We start from the raw sequence: 20,990 nt of genomic DNA on the forward strand, positions 1-20,990 counted from the left end.
GCAATCGCCCCATGTTGGGATTGCCAGCTGTGGTCTAAGTCCTGGATGAATTGGGCGGAGGTCTTTTGGGTGTTGAGGTGAAAGGGCAGGATGGGGCGGCTGGGGTCTTCCATGCGCCCCTGAAACCACAGCGGCTTGCCATTGGGCAGGCGCAGGGGGAAGCGGTCGTTGTAGCCGCGCACCCCACTGAGGTGGCCAAAGTAATGGTCAAAAGACCGGTTTTCCTGCATGAAGACCACAATATGCTCGACGTCTTCAATGCTGCCCGAGCGGGAGTTGGCGGGCAACATGGCGGCACGGGCGACGGAACTGCCCAAAAAGGCGGTCAAACTGGCGCCCGCCCCAATACTTTGCAAAAACTCACGACGTCTCATGAAGGCTTCTCCTGTTGCAGATGCTGGAGGGCGCCCGCTGCCGGCGGATAATGCCAGGCCAAGGCGCTACGGAAATACTGCTCTGCCTGGACGATGTCCTTGGGCACCCCGTAGCCATGCAGTGCGGCAATACCGAGATCATAGGCAGCGGCACCCACTTTTTCCGCGTAGAGCTGCTGCAATAACAGGCGGCTGCGGCCTTGGTACCAGGCCGCTTTTTGCAGATTGCGGGGCATGAGTTTGCCCTCGGCATAGGTCTTGCCCAGCCAAAAATCGGCATTGGCTACCTGGGGTACCATCAGCCCCTGGCGAAACCAGAAGGCTGCCTTTGCCGGGCTGCGTGGGGTGCCCCAGCCATTGAGGTAGGCATTGGCAAGCTGGCGCTGGGCAAAGCGGTCCCCCGCCTCGGCAGCCTGCTGATACCAGTGAAAGGCCAGTTGCGGGTTGGACCTAACCCCCAGGCCGGCCTGGTACAGGTGCCCCAGGGTATCGGCGGCCCAAAAGTCTTCAGGGTCTGCGGCCGCCTTTTTCAGCAGAGGCAGCGCCTGGGCGTAGGCATTGTGGTTGAGCAGGGCGACGATGGGGGCATCGGCCTGGCGAATCGCCTTGGCGTGGGTTAGATAGGCATCAGCAACGGCGCCCGGGTTGGCGGTGTTGCTCATGGCAATCACTGGCGCCGCTTGGGCAACACCGGTTAAGGCAACAAAAAGGACCAGTCCTGCAAAAAGCTTAGGCATTTTCGGCTCCTGGGTACCGGGGCAGGTCCAAAGGCCCGCCCCTAAGAGGATACAAGATCAGAAGGTGGCTTTCACATCGGCACCGACGAAGGTAGGGGCGCCGACTTGAGCTTCCACGAAATGGCCGCCTTGATCGGCGCTACCCAGGTACAGATCGGCGGAACTGTAGTACTGGGCGTTGAAGAGGTTGTCCACGTACAAATTGAAATAGACCTTCTTCAAACCCATGTCCATGGGACGCCAGGTGTAGCCCAGATTCAGGTCGGTAACGTTGTAGGGGTGTAAGCTGAGGTGCGAGTTCACGCCTTTGTTCGTGTTGATGTACTGCGCGCCTACCACATGGTCCGTAACTCTGGCACTGAAGCCCGCCTGATGGTATCCCAGCCCAAAGTTCAGATTGTAGGTGGGTACCCGCGCAACGCTCTCCCCGGCCGTCACCGCGATCCCCTTGCCAGCGTCAAAGTTGGAGGTGAAATGAGCAGCGGTGAGGGTGTAGTTGGCAAAGGCATTGAAACGATCCGGTAGCTGCAAATCCGCCGAGGCGGTGAAGCCTTGATATAGGGCGCTACCGACGTTGTACTGATAAGTCTTGCCCGTTAAACCATCGTAGTAGTAGCCAAACTTTTTGTGAAACATGCGCAGGAAATAGGATAATGAGGTGTGCAATGGGCCAGTGTTGTAACGGACACCCGTATCAAAACTATCCACATATTCCGGCTTGATAAGGATTTGACCTGGTACCGCACTGTTACCAATCACGGCATAATACGCACTGATATTTGGTACCTTGTACACCCGTCCATAGTGGAAATAGGCATCCAGATCTTTGTTGATCAGATAGCTGACCCCGAAGGACGGCTCCCAAAAGTAGAAGCTATTCCCCACGGAGCCACCATAATTGTAATAATATCCTTCGATATCATTGCAGGTGGTGTGCACCATATAGTACTTCACGCCGGGAGTGATGGTCAGATGCCGGTTGAGGAGGCTCAGGCGGTCTTGCAGATAGACATCAGCAATTTGGCGTTGGTCATGCTCATCCCAGGCATCGTTGTAACCATCAGTCATGGGCACATTGTAGCTGCCGTACCAATACTCGGCAGAGTGGTCAACGCTGGCGATATATTCACCACCCAGGGTCACGACATTATTCGGCAGCAGGAAATCCAGCATGGGATTGAAACCGACATTGCCAAAATTGTCGATGTAGCGCTGATACTGGGTCCCGTTATAGCTGTTACCAAAGAGCGCAGTGGGATCATAAGTGTTGCTTGGCCGCCCCGTTTTTGAAGGGTTGGCATAGGATTTGGTAGAGGTCGGCAGCAAATAGCCGTCATAGATCCCTTTGTAGGCCGCATTGCTGTAGGCCGTGCGATCATTGGTGTTGTGGGTGATGAAGAATTTGGCTTTGGCCAAGAGATACTGGTTGATGATGGATTTCCAACCCAACACCGTGGTAAAGGAACTGGTGTTGTTCCAGTTGGCGTAGACATTGGGATTCCACTGGAAATCCCGCCCGTATTTATTGATCAGGGCTACGGGTGCGCGCTCGGGAAACTGGGCCAACTCGTGGTTGTAGATCATGTACAGAGAAAGCTGAGACATCCCGTGATCGTAGGGCTGTATCGCCGCAAAGTAGTAGTTGTTATTGATGGAATGGACGTAGTTCAGATAGCTCTGATACGGCTGATAATTGTAGGAAGCCACCATCCTGGTGCTCACATCAGGCAAAACGCCAGAATTGATGGTGAAGGCACCAAAACCACTGTCACCGGTACCGCCGGTATAGACCCCGCCACCGCCCGCCACCTGGACGCTGAAGTTCTCGCTGGGCTGGGTAGGTGTGTAGTCCAGGGTCCGCCGAGGGCGTTGATACCGGTTTCCGAGGGCGTGTTGGCGCCACTATAGACTTTGACGCCCGAAAACTGGCCCATCCCGATGGGCGTCAGGGCATGATCATCGCCCTGTCCGGTAATGCCGCCGCGGAAGGTATTGATCAGGGGCACGCCATCAAACTCTACGCCCATCTGATCACTGTTAAAGCCCTGATAGGAAAAAGTGCTGTCGGAGCTGGTAAGGTTGCCCGGCCCAGTGCTGATGACGGTAAAGCCCGGAATGTTGCGCAAAATGGACTGGAAGTTCTCATTGGGGCTGGCGTGTTTGACCAGTTCCTTGGTCAGAGAGCCGGTGCCGCGCTCGGGGGGTGCGGTCTTTTCCACCTCGCCAATGGTGACGGGCTGTTTACCTGTGCTGCTTGCTGCGGGGATCGCATCTGTCGCGCTCGGTTCACTCTGGGCATAGGCGAAGCTGCTTTGCGCGAGGGCCAACAGCAGCGCAGCCAACAAGGGGTTCAGCTTATTCATCGTGTACTCCTCAACATGTAGCGGTTTTACCAAATTGTTGGGAGAGAGTAACAAAGTAATGTTACAGCTTGATGAACATTGGATGACAAAATTATGATATTTTGCGGTTTTTCCACGTGAATACCGCCGGCTGTTATGGTGGAAAACCAGAGTGGTATTGAGACTATCCCTTGAAATACCCTAATGCGAAGCACCCAAATAATGCCAAAATGAGTACGCCATTTTTCTTTTTTGCGTTATGAACTTGGAGAAACAGGTTGGGACCATTGACAGCCTGAGGGAAAGCTTGCACCATAAAATGCAACATGGTTGCAATATAAGAGAGAGCCGCTGTGGACCAACACAATGCTTTGCAAAGAAATGGCTTCAGTTTCTGGGAACTCGTCTGTCGGAGTATTTCGGGCATAGCCGCCAGCTGCGACATGGTGGCCATGCCCTCAGCACCCAGCCCTTGGGCCTGGAAACGCGCCGGTCACCGGATCCCTGGTAACCTCATCTGCCATTGATCTGAGCCTCCCAATGCCTGTATCGACTCAGCGTATCGCTATCCTTTCCGCCGCCGCCCTGGCTTCGGCGCTGTGTAGCCTGCCGGTGCTGGCTTCCAGCAAGGTCCAAAGTATCCCCGAAACGACCCATCAACCTTGGGAAAATGGTCTTTCCCTGGTCAACCACTTGGACATTGAGAGCGTTTCTAATTTGCGCGGTGGGTTGGCTCAGGGCACCACCGCTGCGGGTTTGTGGAAAGGGGGGCTGGGTCTGCACACCGGCAGGGCCGGCTGGTGGTCTGGTGGATTGTTTTTGGTGGAAGGTTTGGTCGCCAATAGTGGTGCACCCAACAGCCTCTATGTGGGAGACCTGCAAGGGGTATCCAACCTGACCACTCCCTATGTCCATATCGCCCGCCTGTACAAGGCGTATTATCGCCAAAACTTGGGGCCGAATACCTTGCGCATCGGCCTGATCAATCGCAATGATTATTTCAATGTCACGGGGGTGGCGGGGGACCTTTTCAACGCCTCCTTTGGTATCTATCCCACCATCACCGCCAATATTCCCTATACCCCCACCTATCCCTATTCCAGTCTGGGCGTCATGGCCGCTGGACAATGGGGTGGAACCACCATCCAGACGGGCGTGTTTGGCGCCGATGGCGTCCACCCCTACCGTCGCCCCTGGGGTGCGGATGGGTCGATTTGGTACGGGGAGATCGACCAGAGTCTGAAGCTCGGACCAGGGCAGATGATGCTCAAGGCTGGGGGATACTATAGTCAGGTAAGCGGCTCATATCTTACGCAGAATATTGGTATTGGCCCTGCGCCCAGCCAAGGTGGATTCTATGGCACTGGCGAATATCGTTGGCGAAGCTCGGGGATGCAGTGGGGGGCCTTCCTCCAGGGGAGCGCTGCCCCCAACGTGGCGGCGGTTTCCCCCATCAATGCCTATCTGGGCGCGGGTCTGCGTTTGCGGCACTTTCTGCCCGCCGTGCCCAAAGCCACCCTGAGTTTGGGCATGGCACGGGCCTGGCAGCGGCAACAGGGGGCGGAGACCAGCCTGGAAATCAACTGGCGCCAGCCCCTCTCCCACGGTCTCTATATCTCCCCGGACCTGCAGTACATCATTAACCCCGGTGCCAACGTCCCTGGCAGCCGGCTGGCCAACGCGCTGGTCGCCATTGTCCGTTTGGGGTGGGACTATTCCCTAAAAGGCTGAGCGTTCGTTAGCTGTCTATTTGCGTACCCTTGGAAGCGCTATCCCTCATTTCCCCATGGTTCCGGACCCTTTTTGGCATCTTTCTCCAATCATGCTAGGGTCATTCCTCGTTTCGCCTTGAGGGAAAAAATGTTGAGGAAGATTACGCTATCAACGCTGTTCGTCTCGGCCTTGTGTGCCCCGGCTCTGTGCATGGCAGCGGCGTCTCAGCCGCAGGGGTTTAGCGGGAATCTCGGTTTGGGGTTCAGTAATAGCACTGGCACCAGTCAGGCCCTAAGTCTCAACACCGAAGGTGCCCTGCATTGGCTGCGTGGGCCGTGGTCTAACGATTCGACCTTGGCGTACAACTACGCGCAAAATAGTGGCGTGGTTTCTGCGGATCGTCTAGCGCTGGGTAACAGCACAAAGTATTTGTTTGAAAAAAATACCTATGCCTTCGGTTTGCTGGACTATGTGCGCAACCATTTCGATGGTTATTTTTACCGTGTAAACGAGTCTGCCGGTGTGGGTCATTATCTGTATCCATCCGACAATATGCGCTTAGCACTGGAGGCCGGCGTGGGTGCCCAGGAATCGCACCGAATTGGGTATGCCGCAGCCATCAATCCCACAGCTCTGCTTTCTGCCAAATATCGTTGGCAGATCAGTAAGGGGGCGCGATTAACCGAGGATGTGGATGCAGTCCTAGTAGAAAGTGGTGCCAACAACTACCAATCACTGTTGGCACTGGATACGCCCCTGCTTGGTTCTCTGGGGATGCGGTTTTCTTTTCTGGCGACATACAATAGCCGGGTACCAGTGGGATATAAGCAAGTCAATACGCTGACTGCGGTAAATCTCGTTTATCATTTTTAAGGGGGAAGGTATGCGACAGTCTGGCCGCGCAGCGGATGAGCTCCGCATTCTGCGTGTAGAGCGGAGCTACACGAAACATGCGGAGGGCTCGGTTCTTATCAGCTTTGGCGACACTCGCGTGCTCTGTACGGCAAGTGTGGAAGAGAAAACTGCACCGTTCTTGCGCGGTTCAGGGCAGTGTTGGATCACTGCGGAATACAGTATGCTTCCGCGCGCGACGCAGACCCGTATCCCGCGCGAGGCAGCGAAGGGCAAGATCGGCGGGCGTACCCATGAAATTCAGCGATTGATTGGCCGCAGTCTGCGCGCCGCCATTGATCTGAAGGCTTTAGGTGAACGCACCATTTGGCTGGACTGTGATGTGCTACAGGCCGATGGTGGCACCCGTACCGCAAGCATCACCGGCGCCTGCATTGCCTTAGCTGATGCCATCGATGGGCTTCTCCGGCGCGAAGCACTTACGACTAACCCCTGGCGTCATTGGGTGGCTGCAGTATCAGTGGGCATCGTGGGGGGAGACGCCGTTTTGGATCTCGATTATGCCGAGGACAGCACTGCCGAGGTCGACATGAATCTGGTCATGACCGATACCGGGCACTTTGTCGAACTACAGGGTACAGCCGAGGGAGACCCTTTTTCTGCCACGCAAATGGCGGACATGCTCGTTCTCGGGCGCAAGGGAATCAATGAACTCATTGCCTTCCAACAACAGGAACTTCCCGCTTGGTCGCAGCCCGCGAGCTAATGCTGGCATCACGTAATGCGGGCAAGCGGCGGGAGTTGGAACCTGTCTTTGCCGAGCTTGGTTGGACGCTGCTCAGTCTTGACGCCTTGAATATTGCTAGCCCAGAAGAGACGGCTTTTTCCTTCCTGGAAAATGCCCTACTCAAGGCGAGACACGCCGCAGAACGCTGTCAGCAATGGGTGCTGGCGGAGGATTCCGGGCTATCTGTTCCCTCGTTGGGCGGAGCGCCAGGGGTGTACTCTGCCCGGTACGCCGGAGATGATGCACTCGATCAGGAAAACAATGAGCTACTGTTGCAACGTATGCGCCACCTGACTGGGGCGCAACGAGAAGCATATTTTGTTTGTGTGATGGTGCTTCTGCGCGGCCCGGAGGATCCCGATCCACGCTTTGCACGCGGCGTTTGGCAAGGAAAAATTGCCGAAGAAGCGAAAGGGGCTGGTGGATTTGGATATGATCCAGTCTTTCTTCCCTATGCCATGGGCGAACGCAGCGCCGCGGAATTGTCATTGAAAGAAAAACAGGACTGCAGCCATCGGGCGCAAGCGCTACGGAAGCTACTATCAGAGATACAGCAAGATGCGGCCTAGGGCGTTTTGTCTTCCCAGCCTCCATCGACGAGCAGTTGGCGAAGCTTCCCCAGGGCGCGAACTTGCAACTGGCGTACCGCTTCGCGGCTGACACCCAGCCGTTCGGCGACCGCCTCAAGGGTCATGGGGCTGTCACCGTGCAGGCCAAAGCGGTAGATCATCACTTCTCGCTGTTTGGCATTGAGCTCCGACAGGAACCCACGCAGGGCTCGGGCACAGGATTCGCGGTCATATTCCTGGCATGGCGAAGCCATTACCCCCATGATTTGATCAATCCGGCTAAAGCCCTCTTGGATTTCTTCGTCGAGTGATGAAACACGGATGTCGGCAAATTCGAGAGCGCGTACAGTGCTTTCACGAACGCCGAGCGCTTCGACGCGCTTCTGTCGAATCTCGTCGTTGTTGCTTAAGGCGCTCTCGTCCTCTCGCTGCGTATGGGCATGCAGAGACTTCGCAAGATAATCGGGCAAACGAATAAAACGCGAACGAATCAATGCGCGTTGCATGGCTTCCCGAATCCACCAGGTGGCGTAACTCGAAAAGCGTGTACCAAGACCTTCGCGGAAGCGCTCGGCCGCCCGCATCAGGCCCATGTAGCCTTCTTGGATCAAATCCTCCTGGCTCAGTCCTTTATTTCGGTATGCGCGAGCGATGGATCGGACCAGCGGCATGTGTGCCGAGACCAGAGACGCCCGTGCACTTTCATCGCCTTGACGCAGTCGTTGGATCAGATTCGCTTCTTGTTTGGCACTGAGGAAAGGGCCGGATTCCGCAATAGCTTCTACAGGGATATCTGGCGCTGGAGCTTGGGGCAAATCAGGTATCTCAGTGCCCGGGTTCGATGCGGCTTTCTTCGAACTATGTGTTTTTGGCATACCTAACTCCGTAATAGGTGGCGATTACCGGTTTTCAGAACCGAGTTCAACATTGCCCTCTAATATCCTAATTCAACAAAGTTTCTTTCCAACTGTATTAGGAACCTCTGGCGATATTATGTCAAGAAGCTGTTGCAGGTGTAACGGCGACCGTTGCAATTTGGGAAAATCTCCTGTTTGCAGGTATAAAATTTTGACTCGTCATCTGGTAACGAGTATCCTCTTGCGCCTCAAGACCAGACCTTTTTTGGAGAGGAAACGCTTTTCATGCCAACCATTCGCGTCAAAGAAAATGAACCCTTCGAAGTTGCCCTGCGCCGATTCAAGCGCTCCTGCGAGAAAGCCGGTGTGCTGACGGAAGTCCGTCGTCGCGAGTTTTATGAAAAGCCAACGGAAGAGCGCAAGCGCAAGGCTGCGGCAGCGCGGAAGCGGTCTCTCAAGCGGATGCGCCGGCAGCAGATGCGTTTGGTGCGGATGTACTGATGTCCCTGCGCGAGCAGATCCAAGAAGATATGAAGGCGGCGATGCGTGCTCGGGAAACCGAGCGCCTCGGTACCATTCGTATGTTACTCGCCGCCATTAAGCAAAGAGAAGTGGACGAGCGTCGGGAACAGTCGGATACGGACGTTCTGGCGGTGGTCGAAAAACTGATCAAACAGCGCAAGGAGTCGGCAAGGCAATTCCGTGATGGCGGTCGGCCTGAGCTGGCAGACAAGGAAGACGCCGAGATTGTTTTTCTCCAACCCTACCTCCCTGCCGCCCTCAGTGAGGCCGAAATTGACGCGCTCATCGGCAGCGCCATTTCGGACAGTGCAGCGCAAGGCCCGCGCGATATGGGCAAGGTGCTGGGCCTATTGCGCCCGCAAGTGCAGGGTCGCGTCGACATGGCGGTGCTTTCCGAAAAGGTCAAAACACGCCTGAACACCTAAGCATGGATGCAGGGATCGCCGCGCACGAGGCCCCTGATGCGCTGCGACTGGCAGCGCAAACTGCCCTCGAATTACCTCTCCTGTGCCAATATTGGCTAGATCGCTGCGTGCATGTCTATGCCAAACGCCATGTCCTCTCCCTAGATCCCTGGATCCCGGTCGTCGAGATTAAGCAGCGCCTAGCGCGCAGCGCCGCTTTGCAACGGCGTCTCGCCGATGGCCCCGGGCTGCCCAGCACAGAACTCCCGGATATTGTTGAGATTCTCACTCTCGCGAGTCGGCCCGGCGCCCTCCTGAGCGGGATAGAGCTACTACGGGTGCGGCGGGTTCTGGAGATGGCGGCAGGATATGCCCGCTTTCTGCAACCGATAGACGACTTCCTCTTCGGCGACGCGGAAATCCTCACGCCCAATCCCATCCTCCTCGGCCGACTCCGGGATAGCTTGGATCTCGACGGCGTATTGCTTGATCAGGCTAGCCCGGAGCTTGCGCGACTGCGCCAGCAGCTGCGGGTACAGCGCGCGCAGGTGCAGCAGCAGTTACAAGGGTTATTGCGCGAACGCGAGCGGCGGGAAATTTGGCAGGATCCTCATGTCGTGCAGCGCCGTGGGCGCTTTCTTTTGCCGGTGAAGGCCAACTTCAAGGGGCGCCTGCGCGGCATTGTGCACGATCGCTCTGCCAGCGGTGAGACTTTGTTCATTGAGCCTCTCGGCGTGGTGGAACAAAACAACCTCCTGGTTGAGCTGGAAGCGGCGCAGCGTCAGGAAGAAGAACGCATTCTGCGCGGCCTCACCACCCTTCTGGGTAGCGAGACCGAGCGGCTGCTGCTTACCCTCGAACGCATGGGCCGGCTCGAAGCGATCCGCGCTGGCCTGGAACTCGCCGCCGTTTGGGGCGGTAGTATCCCGGCAGTACGCGAATCGGCCTCGTTTAACCTGCGCGCTTTGCGCCACCCGCTCCTGGTACTGCGGCACTTTGACGACATCGTTGGTAACGATCTCGCGCTGGGTGAGGAAGCGAAACAGTTATTGATCACCGGACCCAATACCGGCGGCAAAAGTGCCTTGCTCAAGGCCGTGGGCCTGTTACATCTGGCGGCCTATCTGGGATTACCGATCCCGGCGGAAGGGGAGTTGGGTTATTTTCCATCGATCTACGCGGTGATTGGGGATGCGCAAGACCTGCAGGCTGATCTCTCCAGTTTTTCGGGGCAAATGCGGCAGGTGCGTGACATCCTTGCGCAGGTGCGCAACGACACGCTGGTGCTTCTCGACGAGTTGGGAAATGGCACTGACCCACGCGAGGGTGCCGCTCTGGCGCAGGCGGTGGCTGCGGATTTGCGTGAGTGCGGGGTGGTAACCATTCTCACCAGTCACATGGCGGTGCTCAAGCGCTACGCCCTGCGCGAAGACGGCGTGCTCCTGGGGGGAATGGGCTTTGACCTGGAGCGCTTGCAACCGACTTACCAGCTCCAGCTTGGCCGCGCTGGCGCGAGTCAAGGGTTGGTGATAGCGCGCAAGATCGGGTTGCCCGACAAAGTGCTTGCCCTGGCTCACGCCATTCATGCGGGCGAGCAGGAAAATTGGGAGAGCTGGGAAGATCGTCGGGATTCGCTATTGCGAAATGCGGAAGAACAAGCGGCAAGCGCCCAGGCCGCCGCCGAAGAGCAGATTCGCCTGCGCGTTCAAGTACAAAAAGAGTTGGATAAAGCTGCCGCACTGCGCTTGCGCGCGGAAGAGGAGGCGCGCAAGGAATGGCAGAAGATGCTTGCTGACGCGCGTGTCCAAGTGCGTACAGCGATTGCCGGACTCAAGCAAGGGCGGAATACGCAAGCGGCAACCGAGACCCTCGATCGTCTCGATCAGCACCTGGGTGCTACGTCTGCCGCAGAACCGGAGCTGCCCACGCCCGGAAGCCGCGGGCTCTTCCTGCCTCTGCGGCAGCCAGTAGAGGTACGGCGTGTCGACGTGGCCGGCCAACGTCTGCAGGTCGATCTGCGCGGCAAGCAGCTATGGATTCCGCTGGGTCAATTTCAAGCCGATGCCGGGCTTGCCTTGCCCAGGGAAGAGGGCCGTAGTCAGTATGTGGCGCCGGAGGAGCATCCCTGGCAGCTAGACCTGCGCGGGCAACGACGAGACGTTGCCGAAGCGGCATTGCTTCGCCATCTGGACGCGGCAGTGGCGGCTGGACGCAATCAAATTGAGGTGTTGCATGGCAAGGGTAATGGCGTACTGGCGGAACTGGTGCGCGAATTTGCCGAGCAGGACCCGCGGGTGGCCTCCTGGCGAATGGCGCGCCCCGAGCAAGGGGGTGGCGGCGTTTCCGAATTGGAACTACGCTGAAACATGGCCCGCTATTCCCGACAAGTCATCGACAGCGTTTTGGAGCGTACTGATCTGGTACGTTTGATTGACGCGCGCGTCACCCTCAAGAAAAAGGGGAAGGACTATTGGGCCTGCTGTCCCTTCCATCACGAGAAGACCGCGTCGTTTTCGGTGAGTGCCGACAAGCAGATTTACTACTGCTTTGGTTGTCACGTACATGGTAATGCCCTGGATTTTCTTATCGCCTATGAGCGTCTCGGCTTTGTGGAAGCCCTGGAGATGCTTGCCGATCAGGCCGGCGTGGAGCTACCCAAGGATCAGGATGCAGCAGTTCCCGACCAGCGTTTTCCCGCTCTGCGAGAAATGTTGGAGCGAAGTCTCGAAGTGTATCGTCAGGCACTTTCCGACTCTGCGCAAGCGCAGCAGTACTGGCAGTCGCGCGGTGTAACTGCCCAAAGCATCGAGCACTTCGACCTTGGCTACGCGCCGGAAGGACAGCGCATTCTCGCGCAATTGGGAAAAACCGCGCACGATCGGGAGTTGCTGGTGGACGCTGGAGTTCTTGGCAAGAGCGCCGACGGCCGTTTCTATGAGCGTTTTCGTGGCCGGATCATCTTTGCCATTCGCGATGGGCGCGGTCGTCTGAGCGGTTTGGCGGGGCGTAGTATTGATGGTCGTGAGCCCAAATATCTTAATTCTCCCGAAACCCCCCTATACCACAAGGCACAGGTATTGTTCGGTCTGGATCGCGCGCGTGCGGGTATTCGGCGCGCGGAGAAGGTCGTATTGGTGGAAGGCTATCTGGATGTCATTACCTTGCATCAGGCGGGAGTTGATAATGTGGTGGCCGCGAGTGGCACTGCGCTTGGCGAAACCCAACTGGAAACCCTCTTTCGTGCGAGCCAAGAGGTAATCCTCTGTTTCGATGGTGATCGTGCCGGTCGTGGCGCGGCACAGCGAGTGGTAGCGCTGAGTCCGGCACATCTGCGTCCAGGCCGGTTGCTGCGCGTACTCTTCCTGCCAGATGGAGAAGACCCGGATTCCCTGGTGCGTAATCAAAGTGCTGAGGTCTTTACAAATTTGCTGGCCAGCGCGCAACCGGCGGTTGATGTCTATCTGGATTTCCTTGCTACGGAGTACGATCTGCAGCGGGCGGACGAGTTGGCACAATACCGGCGCCTGGCGCGTGAGTTTCTCGACAAGCTGGCAGATCCAGATCTGCGCGCGGTCTATCAACAACGTTTGCAACTGCAATCGCACCCAAGCTCTGTTTCGCCGACAAGTAACGTTCCCGCAATCATGCGAAAAACGGTAAGTTGGCGCGGAGAACTGGCCCGTCATCTCGCCCTCTTTTTGCGTTTCCCTGCTGACCCTGCCTGGGCAGCTCTCGACCAAGAGCTATTGCAGCGTTTCGCCGGCGAGCGCGCGGAGTTGGACGCGCTGCGGCGTGCCCTTGAAATTTCTGCCAAGATTACCCATCTAAGCAGTCAGGCCCTATGTTTGGCGCTGGCAGCAGAGCCGGATGGCGATCGCTATCTGGCATTGGTGATGGCAAGTGATAGCGTGGAGGATGTGACGCAGGAACTGCAGATCGACATAGCCGTAGAACGTGCCAATGCAGAATTACGGCGCTTGCGTAGCCTGTCATTAGGCAAGCTGGGCGACCGTGCGGGAGTCGGTGCTCTGAGCGCGGAAGAGCGAACGGAGCTGCTGCGGAACTTACAACGTAAGCGCGGCGCAAAGGCCGCGAGGAGCTAGAAAAAAATGTCTGGCATCTTTTCACAAGCGTTAGTTTTTTTATATAATGGGCGGCTATGCGTGCCGTTGGATCCCCTATGACAGACAACGAAACTTCTTTGGATGCAGAATCCCAGCGTTCTGAGCTCAAGGCCCTGATTGCACGGGGTAAAGAGCAGGGATACCTGACCTATCGCGAGATCAATGACCTCTTGCCTGAAGAGATCTTTGATCCTGAACAAATGGAAAACGTCATCTCCATGATCAACGACATGGGGATTGAGGTCTACGAAGAGGCCCCGGAAGACGACGGTCTTCTCCTCGGTGATAACGAGGGAGGGGCGGTCATTGCGTCGCAAGAAGTAGAAGAAGCGGCGGAAGAAGCCCTCGCCGTTGTTGAAGCGGACATTGGCCGTACCAGCGACCCAGTGCGCATGTACATGCGCGAAATGGGCAGTGTAGAGCTCCTCACTCGCGAAGGGGAAATCGAGATCGCGCGCCGTATTGAAGACGGTCTTTTGCAAGTGCTGCGTGCGGTATCTACTTGCCCAACCACGATCTCCCTGCTTTTGGAAGCGGCGGAACGGGTGGAGCGCGGTGAGTTGCGCCTCGACGAAATTGTTGATTCCTTCATCGACCCCAATGCCATCGAAGAAAGCGCGGAAGCCGAAGACGAAGAAATGAGTCTGGAGGCGGGTGACGAAGCGACGGATGATGGGGACGAAGAGGAAGACGGCGAGGGGGGAGCATTGTCTGCAGCCGACAAAGGCCCGCAGATGGAAGAAGCCTTGGAACGGTTTGCCGCGATTCGCGCCGATTATGAAGTATTGATGGCGCTGCGCGCGCGCGGTGAGGGGCGCAGCGCGTCGTACCAGGAGCAACGCCAGGTGCTTGCTGGCCGCTTTCTGGAAATCAAGCTCAATGTCCGCCAGATCGATCATATGGCCGATGCTCTGCGTGCGCTCACCGAAGAGGTGCGGCAAGCAGAACGACGTATCATGCATCTGTGCATAGAACGTGCGGCGTATCCACGCAAGGACTTTGTGCGCAGTTTCCCTGGGCGCGAGAGTGATCCGCGCTGGTTGGACGAGCAAATTGCTTCTGGTAAAGCCTATGCGAACAAGTTCGAGGCAATGCGTGAGGATATCCTCGCCGTCATGCAGCGCATGGGCGACATTGAGGAACGTGCCGGTTTGCCGATTGCCGAGATCAAGGAAGCCAGCCGGTTGATGTCCATTGGCGAGGCCAAGGCGCGGCGAGCGAAAAAAGAGATGGTCGAGGCCAACCTGCGTCTGGTGATCTCCATCGCCAAAAAGTACACCAATCGTGGTCTGCAATTCCTGGATCTGATCCAGGAAGGCAACATTGGCTTGATGAAAGCGGTGGACAAGTTTGAATACCGTCGCGGCTATAAGTTCTCCACCTATGCGACCTGGTGGATTCGCCAGGCCATTACGCGCTCTATTGCCGATCAGGCGCGTACTATCCGCATCCCGGTACACATGATCGAGACGATCAATAAACTGAACCGGATCAGTCGTCAGATGCTGCAGGAGATGGGGCGTGAGCCGAGCCCGGAGGAACTTGCCGAGCGCATGGAAATGCCGGAAGACAAGATTCGCAAGGTGCTCAAGATCGCCAAGGAACCCATCTCCATGGAGACGCCCATTGGTGACGATGAAGACTCGCATCTGGGGGATTTCATCGAAGATCGGAATGTCGCGGCGCCTACCGACTCGGCAATCAACGCGGCCATTCGCGAAGTTGTCGAAGAGCTTCTTGATAACGGGCTGACCGCGCGTGAGGCAAAGGTGTTGCGTATGCGCTTCGGTATCGGCATGAACACCGACCACACCTTGGAAGAAGTGGGTAAGCAATTCGACGTGACCCGTGAACGTATACGGCAGATTGAGGCCAAGGCCCTGCGTAAGCTGCGTCATCCCTCGCGCTCCGATCGTCTCAAGAGTTTCGTTGACGGCGAAGTCACCATCCTTACCTGATGATTTTGGGCGCTCCTCCGCACGGAGGCGCCCAGCTTTGGGCCTATAGCTCAGTCGGTTAGAGCAGGGGACTCATAATCCCTTGGTCCCAGGTTCGAGTCCTGGTGGGCCCACCATATAAAATAGTGAGTTACGATACAAAAAAGCTGACCAGAAACGCCATTGGCACAGCAACTGGCGCAGTGAAATCCCGCCCGATCGGTGGGCCAAACATCCGCGTGTCCTAAAAATCCCTGATGCTGGATTTTGCTGGCAGCAACGCGATGAAATCGCCTATCATATCGAAGACGGTCGGGTGATCTTCGACGAAGGCGCGGTCTGGGATGGATGAGAATCCTTTCGCGATCTTCTCGGAATGGGATGGTGATGCGGACAGGCGAGCGTATGGGCAATTGTAAAGCCTGGGATGTGGTAAAGGTGCCGTTTCCGTATACGAAGCGCCCTGTGCAGCAGTATCGTGCCGCCTTGGTCGTTGCGACGATTGAATTGAATATGGCGGAACCGCTTGGACAGTTGTCTTTGTCGGATCGCCAAAGGAAGACGCCGCATGTTGTATATCGAACCTGATGCCGGTCCGGTGCCTATTATTCACGTCATCCGGCAAGCCAAACGGGAAATCGACGTGGGTGTCTATTACCTGTCGGATCGGCCCATCCTGAACGCCCTCCGCGCCGCTCGTGCGCGGGGCATATACGTGCGGATCATCGTGGAAGGCAAACCCTACGGCATGAAGTCCTGGCAAGTCCGCAAGGAAGAGCGAGCCATCCGGGCCACGGGGGCTACGCTACGCTTGGCCCCCTATCGCTTCACGAGCCACGGCGATCAGTACGCTTTTTACCATGCCAAGTATGTTTGTAACGGGCACGAGTGTGAGATTGGCACGGCCAATTTCGATTGGTCGGCTTTTCACCGCAATCGGGAGTATCTGTATGTCACCTCGAATCCTGCCGTGGTCCAGGCGGTCCACGCTGTTTTTAACGCCGACTGGACCAACCGTCGCGCACCCGCGTTGGCGCATCGGGTATTGGTTCTCTCTCCGGGCACGTCCGCCGCGCAACTTCTGCAAGTGATCAATCAGCCCGGCCCCATTGACGTGGAAAGCGAGGAATTGGGGCCGTACAAGCCCATTCTGGACGCCTTGGCGGCCAAGGGCCGAGACCTGCGGTTCATTCTGCCGGCGAGCGTAAACAGCACGGACCAGCAGGATGTGGCTTACCTGCGCTCCCATGGTTGCCAGGTGCGCTTACTGCCGAAGAAGCCCATCTACATGCACGCCAAGATGATTGTGGGAAGTCGTGAGGCTTTCGTTGGTTCGGAGAACTTCACCGAGACCAGTCTTGAGGACAACCGGGAAATGGGGCTACTACTGGCCGGCACGGACATCTCGACGTTGCAAGGGCAATTTAATCGAGACTGGGTGCGGGCCGCTGGTTAAACGGAGCGGGAATGGCGCACTTGCCACGGAACCGGCAGCCGAAGGCCAGACGAAATATCCGCCGCGTCTGGAGGTCGTATGATCAGCGCCTCTGCACTTTGTGCATGCGTCGGTTCTCATTTTTTCCTCCAAAGATTCCACTCCTACCCGTCGTCTTTGATACGTTCCAGACCTGCGCTTGGATCGGTTCTGGCGAGGTGCTATGCTTTGCGGATTCATGGATGGTGAGGTACAAGGGTGTGGTACGAAAAGCGCGAAAAGCACCTTTGTAACGTCATGTTAAGTAAGTACGTGCTGTTCAATTTGGAGTGGCCCACCCTCTCCGTCAGTTTCTGCAATGCCATTTTCTCTATGGCGACAAAGATCGGTCCCCTCGCAGTGGTAGGTGATGAACCCCGTCAGGCCCGGAAGGGAGCAGCGGCAGTTACTGATCCAGGTGCCGGGGTGCGGCTGGTTGGCGTCGCCTCCCTATTGATCGACTGATGGCTGGCGTCTACCAAGCCCTGGCGCGACGCTGGCGACCGCAGTCCTTTGCCGATTTTGTCGGCCAGGACACGGTGGTGAAATCGCTGCGCCATGCCCTGGATTCCGGGCGCTTGCACCACGCCTTTCTCTTTACCGGCACGCGCGGGGTAGGCAAGACTACCCTCGCACGCTTGCTGGCCAAGTGCCTCAATTGTGAGCGCGGCGTTAGCAGCGAACCCTGTGGTGAGTGTAGTGCCTGCAAGAGTATTGCCGCCGGTAGCTTTGTTGATCTGCTGGAAGTGGACGCCGCCAGTCGTACCCGCGTCGATGAGACCCGCGAGCTGCTCGACAACGTACAATACGCGGCCAGTAGTGGGCGCTACAAAGTCTATCTCATCGACGAAGTACACATGCTCTCCACCCATAGCTTCAACGCCCTGCTGAAGACCCTGGAAGAGCCGCCGGAGCATGTGAAATTCCTTTTGGCGACTACCGATCCGCAAAAGATACCGGCGACGATCCTCTCCCGTTGCATCCAGTTTCATCTGCGCCGGCTTGATGCACCGTTAATCGTGCAACGCCTGCGCCAGATTCTGGCGGCGGAAGAGGTGGAGGCCGCCGATGCCGGGTTGGAGGCTCTGGCGCAGGCAGCGGACGGTAGTCTGCGCGATGCCCTGAGCCTGACCGACCAGGCCATTGCCCAGGGCGCGGGGCGCGTGGATGCCGATACGGTAACCGTTATGCTTGGCCTCTGCCCGCAAGATGTCGCGGCAAATTTTCTCGTCGCGCTTTTGCAGCGTGACAGCGCTCAGGTTTTTGCATTGCTGCGTGAACAGATGGCGCTAGGGCAGGATGCGGCGGCATTACTTGATGCCTTGATCGAGGAACTGCACCGCCTGAGTCTGGCACAGTGGTTGCCCGAGCAGCAGCGAGCGCTGACCCCGCAAATAGAGGGGTTGTTGCGCCGGGAGTCCCCTATGCTGTTGCAATCCTGGTATCACCTTCTGCTCTCGGCGCGGCGCGATTTTGCCCTCTATCCCAATCCACGTATGGCTATTGAGATGGCATTGCTGCGCCTTTTGGCCTTTCTGCTGCCCGAGGGGCCGAAGGGGGAGGGCAAGACCGTAGTTACGCGAGAAGTGGATGCACCGCGACCACGACAGACTGCCAAAGCTGATCTGGTTCTACCGCCACCAATACCGGAACAGGCGAACGAGCGTCTGTCGCGGCCTGCGACAGTCCCGCAGCAAGCCTGGGAAGAACTGCTCTCCAAACTATCCCTGAGCCCTTCACTGCAAGAGTTCTTGCGTCATAGTCGGGCGCTGCGTTGTGATCAGGACGCGCTCCATCTCGCTCTTGACCCGGCCTATGAGTCCCTCATGCGGAAGGACGAGGCTACCTTGCGTGCCGCCGTGCAGGCCTATTGGCAGGGTGCCACCGAAGTACAGATGACGGTATTGGAGGCGGACTCGGCGGTCGGAACACTGGCGCAGGAGGCATCCGCACGCGAGCAGGCGCGACGGGCAGCGATCGAGGCGGAGGCCATGGCCGACCCGCGCTTGCAGGAGTTTCAGGAGACCTTGCAGGCACGCCTGCTGCGGGTAGAGATTCTTGATAGGGTCAGTAATTCTTAGTGGAGGAACAGTAATGATGAAGGGTGGCTTGGGCAATATCATGAAGCAGGCGCAGCAGATGCAGGAGCGTTTGCAGCAGGTGCAGGAAGAATTGGCGCATGTGGAAGTCCAGGGTCATGCCGGTGGCAACTTGGTAGAGGTGACCATGACCTGCCGAAATGACGTGCGCCGAGTACGCATCGACGCCTCGCTATTGGAAGATGGCGACAAGGAGATGCTGGAAGATTTGGTGGCGGCGGCGGTCAACGACGCTCTGCGCAATGCCGAGAAGACCAGCTCCGAGCGTTTGTCCACGGTCACCGGTGGCATGAATATCCCAGGATTGAATCTGCCGTTCTGATCTATGGCCGGTAGCACTCCTTCCCTGGACAAGGTCGTCGCATTATTGCGGCGCCTGCCTGGCATCGGTCCGCGCTCGGCGCAACGGATTGCCCTCGACCTCCTGCTGCGCAAACGCGAGCTGATGCCGCAGTTGGCGCAGGCCTTGGAGCAGGCGCATCGTGCTATCCGTCATTGTACGCGCTGCAATAATCTCTGCGAGGACGAGCTTTGTGTCCTGTGCAGTAGTGCGCGACGCGACCGCGGCACGCTCTGCATTGTCGAATCTCCCGCGGATCTGCTCGCCATTGAAGACTCTGGTGCTTACAGCGGCGAGTATTTCGTGCTCATGGGGCATCTCTCGCCCCTGGATGGTATCGGCCCGGACGCCCTACATCTCGATCTTCTGGAAAAACGCCTACAGGAAGATGGGCTGCAAGAGGTAATTTTTGCCACCAATTCCACCCTGGAGGGGGAGGCAACGGCGCAGTTTGTTGCTGCATTAGTGCCAGAGCGCATTCGCGTGACCCGCATTGCCCGCGGTATCCCCATGGGCGGGGAACTGGAATATCTGGATCGCAGTACCCTGGGGCGTGCCGTGCACGGACGCGGTGCCCTCGATCCGTAGCAGATCAGCAATAAGACCAGCGCAACGACGACGAGGAAGAATACACCATGATTACCACACCATCTGCCCCCTTGCCCGGGGACAATGTCTTTTTTTTGCTGATGGGGGCCATTCTGGTCTTTGCCATGCATGGCGGCTTTGCCTTTCTGGAACTCGGTACCGTACGCCGTCGCAGTCAGGTGAATGCCCTGGTAAAGATCATCAGCGATTTTGGCATTTCTACCATCGTTTATTTTTTTATTGGTTATCACATCGCTTACGGGATCAGTTTCTTTGGCAATGTGCAGCAGCTTACCGGCACGGATCAAGGCTTTGCCATGGTGCGTTTCTTCTTTTTGCTCACCTTTGCTGCCGCCGTACCGGCGATTATCTCCGGCGGCATCGCCGAACGCGCCCGCTTTGTGCCACAACTCCTGGCGACGGCCTTTTTGGTCGGATTGGTCTATCCCTTTTACGAGGGCATTGTCTGGAATGGCAATTATGGCATCCAGGCCTGGTTTACTGCTCTGTTTGGCGCCCCGTTTCATGATTTTGCCGGATCGGTAGTGGTGCATGCGGTTGGTGGCTGGATGGGGCTGATGGCGGTGTGGTTGCTGGGGCCGCGGCGCGGACGCTATGGACGCGATGGCAGTATTCATCCCATGCCACCTTCCAACATCCCCTTCCTGGCGCTGGGTTCCTGGATTCTGATTATTGGCTGGTTTGGCTTTAATGTAATGAGTGCACAGCAGTTGCAGGCGGTGCAGGGCTTGGTTGCGCTCAATTCGTTGATGGCGCTGGTGGGTGGGATGCTTGCCGCCTTGGCCCTGGGCAAGGGAGATCCGGGTTTCGTGCACAACGGTGCGCTGGCGGGGCTGGTGGCGATTTGCGCCGGGTCCGACGTTGTGCAGCCCATCGGTGCCCTCGCTATTGGTGCCATTGCTGGGGCCATCTTCGTGTATCTCTTTACCTTCGTGCAGCACCGCCTGCGCTTAGATGATGTGCTGGGCGTCTGGCCCTTGCATGGCGTTTGTGGTGCCTGGGGCGGGATTGCCGTTGGTATCTTTGGGCTGCGCGCCCTGGGGGGTGCCAGCGGCGTCAGTATCCTATCGCAGATCCTGGGTACGGCTCTTGGCCTGGTCATCGCCATGCTCGGCAGCTTGATCGTCTATGGTCTGCTGCGCAAGTTTGTCGGGATTCGTATGGACGAAGAAGACGAGTATCTCGGCCCGGATTTGGCGATCCACCATGTCAGCGCCTATCCTGAGGAGGACATTCAGAAGGCCTGAGGA

General features: G+C 57.3%; 19 protein-coding genes, 1 tRNA gene and 1 other RNA gene. 16 read left to right on the forward strand and 5 right to left on the reverse strand.

What is annotated here, in order from left to right:
* The 4 genes from AB4090_RS00005 to AB4090_RS00020 all read right to left on the reverse strand — a co-directional run.
* A partial coding sequence (locus AB4090_RS00005) for an alkaline phosphatase family protein (RefSeq protein ID WP_369571801.1) occupies positions 1–374 on the reverse strand: 374 nt, incomplete at its 3' end.
* Entirely contained in the window at positions 371–1,111 is a 741-nt protein-coding gene (locus AB4090_RS00010) for a tetratricopeptide repeat protein (RefSeq protein WP_369571802.1), read from the reverse strand. The genes AB4090_RS00010 and AB4090_RS00005, both read right to left, overlap by 4 nt.
* Positions 1,112–1,168: 57 nt before the next feature.
* Positions 1,169–2,920 (reverse strand): TonB-dependent receptor, encoded by a 1,752-nt coding sequence (locus AB4090_RS00015; RefSeq protein ID WP_369571803.1) that lies wholly within the window; start codon positions 2,918–2,920, stop codon positions 1,169–1,171.
* Positions 2,830–3,474: a Plug domain-containing protein gene (locus AB4090_RS00020; protein WP_369571804.1), complete on the reverse strand. Its 645-nt coding sequence runs from the start codon at positions 3,472–3,474 to the stop codon at positions 2,830–2,832. Before AB4090_RS00020 ends, AB4090_RS00015 begins: the two co-directional genes overlap by 91 nt.
* Before the next feature lie 519 nt (positions 3,475–3,993).
* Between AB4090_RS00020 and AB4090_RS00025 the strand changes: the two genes are divergently transcribed.
* The 4 genes from AB4090_RS00025 (at position 3,994) to rdgB (ending at position 7,374) form a co-directional block, all read left to right on the forward strand.
* Positions 3,994–5,184 (forward strand): carbohydrate porin, encoded by a 1,191-nt coding sequence (locus AB4090_RS00025; protein WP_369571805.1) that lies wholly within the window; start codon positions 3,994–3,996, stop codon positions 5,182–5,184.
* Between the two features lie 192 nt (positions 5,185–5,376).
* Positions 5,377–6,039 (forward strand): YdiY family protein, encoded by a 663-nt coding sequence (locus AB4090_RS00030; protein ID WP_369571806.1) that lies wholly within the window; start codon positions 5,377–5,379, stop codon positions 6,037–6,039.
* A gap of 10 nt (positions 6,040–6,049) precedes the next feature.
* Entirely contained in the window at positions 6,050–6,784 is a 735-nt protein-coding gene (gene rph, locus AB4090_RS00035; protein ID WP_369571807.1) for a ribonuclease PH, read from the forward strand.
* Positions 6,763–7,374, forward strand: coding sequence for an RdgB/HAM1 family non-canonical purine NTP pyrophosphatase (rdgB, locus tag AB4090_RS00040; RefSeq protein WP_369571808.1), 612 nt, complete (start codon positions 6,763–6,765; stop codon positions 7,372–7,374). The genes rph and rdgB overlap by 22 nt, the downstream gene beginning before the upstream one ends.
* Here rdgB and AB4090_RS00045 read toward each other — a convergent pair.
* Positions 7,371–8,249, reverse strand: a complete 879-nt coding sequence (locus AB4090_RS00045) for an RNA polymerase sigma factor RpoD/SigA (protein WP_369571809.1) — start codon at positions 8,247–8,249, stop codon at positions 7,371–7,373. The genes rdgB and AB4090_RS00045 overlap by 4 nt on opposite strands.
* A 267-nt stretch (positions 8,250–8,516) precedes the next feature.
* Between AB4090_RS00045 and rpsU the strand changes: the two genes are divergently transcribed.
* The 12 genes from rpsU (at position 8,517) to AB4090_RS00105 (ending at position 20,987) form a co-directional block, all read left to right on the forward strand.
* Positions 8,517–8,732, forward strand: a complete 216-nt coding sequence (gene rpsU / locus AB4090_RS00050; protein WP_215871904.1) for a 30S ribosomal protein S21 — start codon at positions 8,517–8,519, stop codon at positions 8,730–8,732.
* Positions 8,729–9,178, forward strand: a complete 450-nt coding sequence (locus AB4090_RS00055) for a GatB/YqeY domain-containing protein (RefSeq protein ID WP_369572158.1) — start codon at positions 8,729–8,731, stop codon at positions 9,176–9,178. The genes rpsU and AB4090_RS00055 overlap by 4 nt, the downstream gene beginning before the upstream one ends.
* 2 nt (positions 9,179–9,180) lie before the next feature.
* Positions 9,181–11,520 (forward strand): Smr/MutS family protein, encoded by a 2,340-nt coding sequence (locus AB4090_RS00060; RefSeq protein ID WP_369571810.1) that lies wholly within the window; start codon positions 9,181–9,183, stop codon positions 11,518–11,520.
* Positions 11,521–11,523: 3 nt separating this feature from the next.
* Positions 11,524–13,260, forward strand: a complete 1,737-nt coding sequence (gene dnaG, locus AB4090_RS00065; RefSeq protein ID WP_369571811.1) for a DNA primase — start codon at positions 11,524–11,526, stop codon at positions 13,258–13,260.
* 77 nt (positions 13,261–13,337) lie between these two features.
* A complete protein-coding gene (gene rpoD / locus AB4090_RS00070) occupies positions 13,338–15,239 on the forward strand; it encodes an RNA polymerase sigma factor RpoD (RefSeq protein ID WP_369571812.1) in 1,902 nt (633 codons plus the stop codon).
* Positions 15,240–15,278: 39 nt separating this feature from the next.
* Positions 15,279–15,355 (forward strand) — tRNA-Ile (locus AB4090_RS00075).
* 431 nt (positions 15,356–15,786) lie between these two features.
* Positions 15,787–16,674 carry a phospholipase D-like domain-containing protein gene (locus tag AB4090_RS00080; protein WP_369571813.1) on the forward strand — a complete coding sequence of 296 codons (888 nt, stop codon included), beginning with the start codon at positions 15,787–15,789 and terminating at the stop codon, positions 16,672–16,674.
* 362 nt (positions 16,675–17,036) lie between these two features.
* Positions 17,037–17,133, forward strand: an RNA gene (gene ffs / locus AB4090_RS00085) — signal recognition particle sRNA small type.
* 23 nt (positions 17,134–17,156) lie between these two features.
* A complete protein-coding gene (dnaX, locus tag AB4090_RS00090; protein WP_369571814.1) occupies positions 17,157–18,773 on the forward strand; it encodes a DNA polymerase III subunit gamma/tau in 1,617 nt (538 codons plus the stop codon).
* A 13-nt stretch (positions 18,774–18,786) separates the two neighbouring features.
* Entirely contained in the window at positions 18,787–19,113 is a 327-nt protein-coding gene (locus AB4090_RS00095; RefSeq protein WP_369571815.1) for a YbaB/EbfC family nucleoid-associated protein, read from the forward strand.
* A 3-nt stretch (positions 19,114–19,116) separates the two neighbouring features.
* Entirely contained in the window at positions 19,117–19,719 is a 603-nt protein-coding gene (gene recR, locus AB4090_RS00100; RefSeq protein ID WP_369571816.1) for a recombination mediator RecR, read from the forward strand.
* Positions 19,720–19,766: 47 nt separating this feature from the next.
* The gene (locus AB4090_RS00105) at positions 19,767–20,987 is read left to right on the forward strand and encodes an ammonium transporter (RefSeq protein WP_369571817.1); all 1,221 of its coding nucleotides are present in this window, start codon (positions 19,767–19,769) and stop codon (positions 20,985–20,987) included.
* The last annotated feature ends 3 nt before the right edge of the window (positions 20,988–20,990 follow it).

Source organism: Acidithiobacillus sp. IBUN Pt1247-S3 (genome assembly GCF_041146875.1).
GTDB lineage: Bacteria > Pseudomonadota > Gammaproteobacteria > Acidithiobacillales > Acidithiobacillaceae > Igneacidithiobacillus.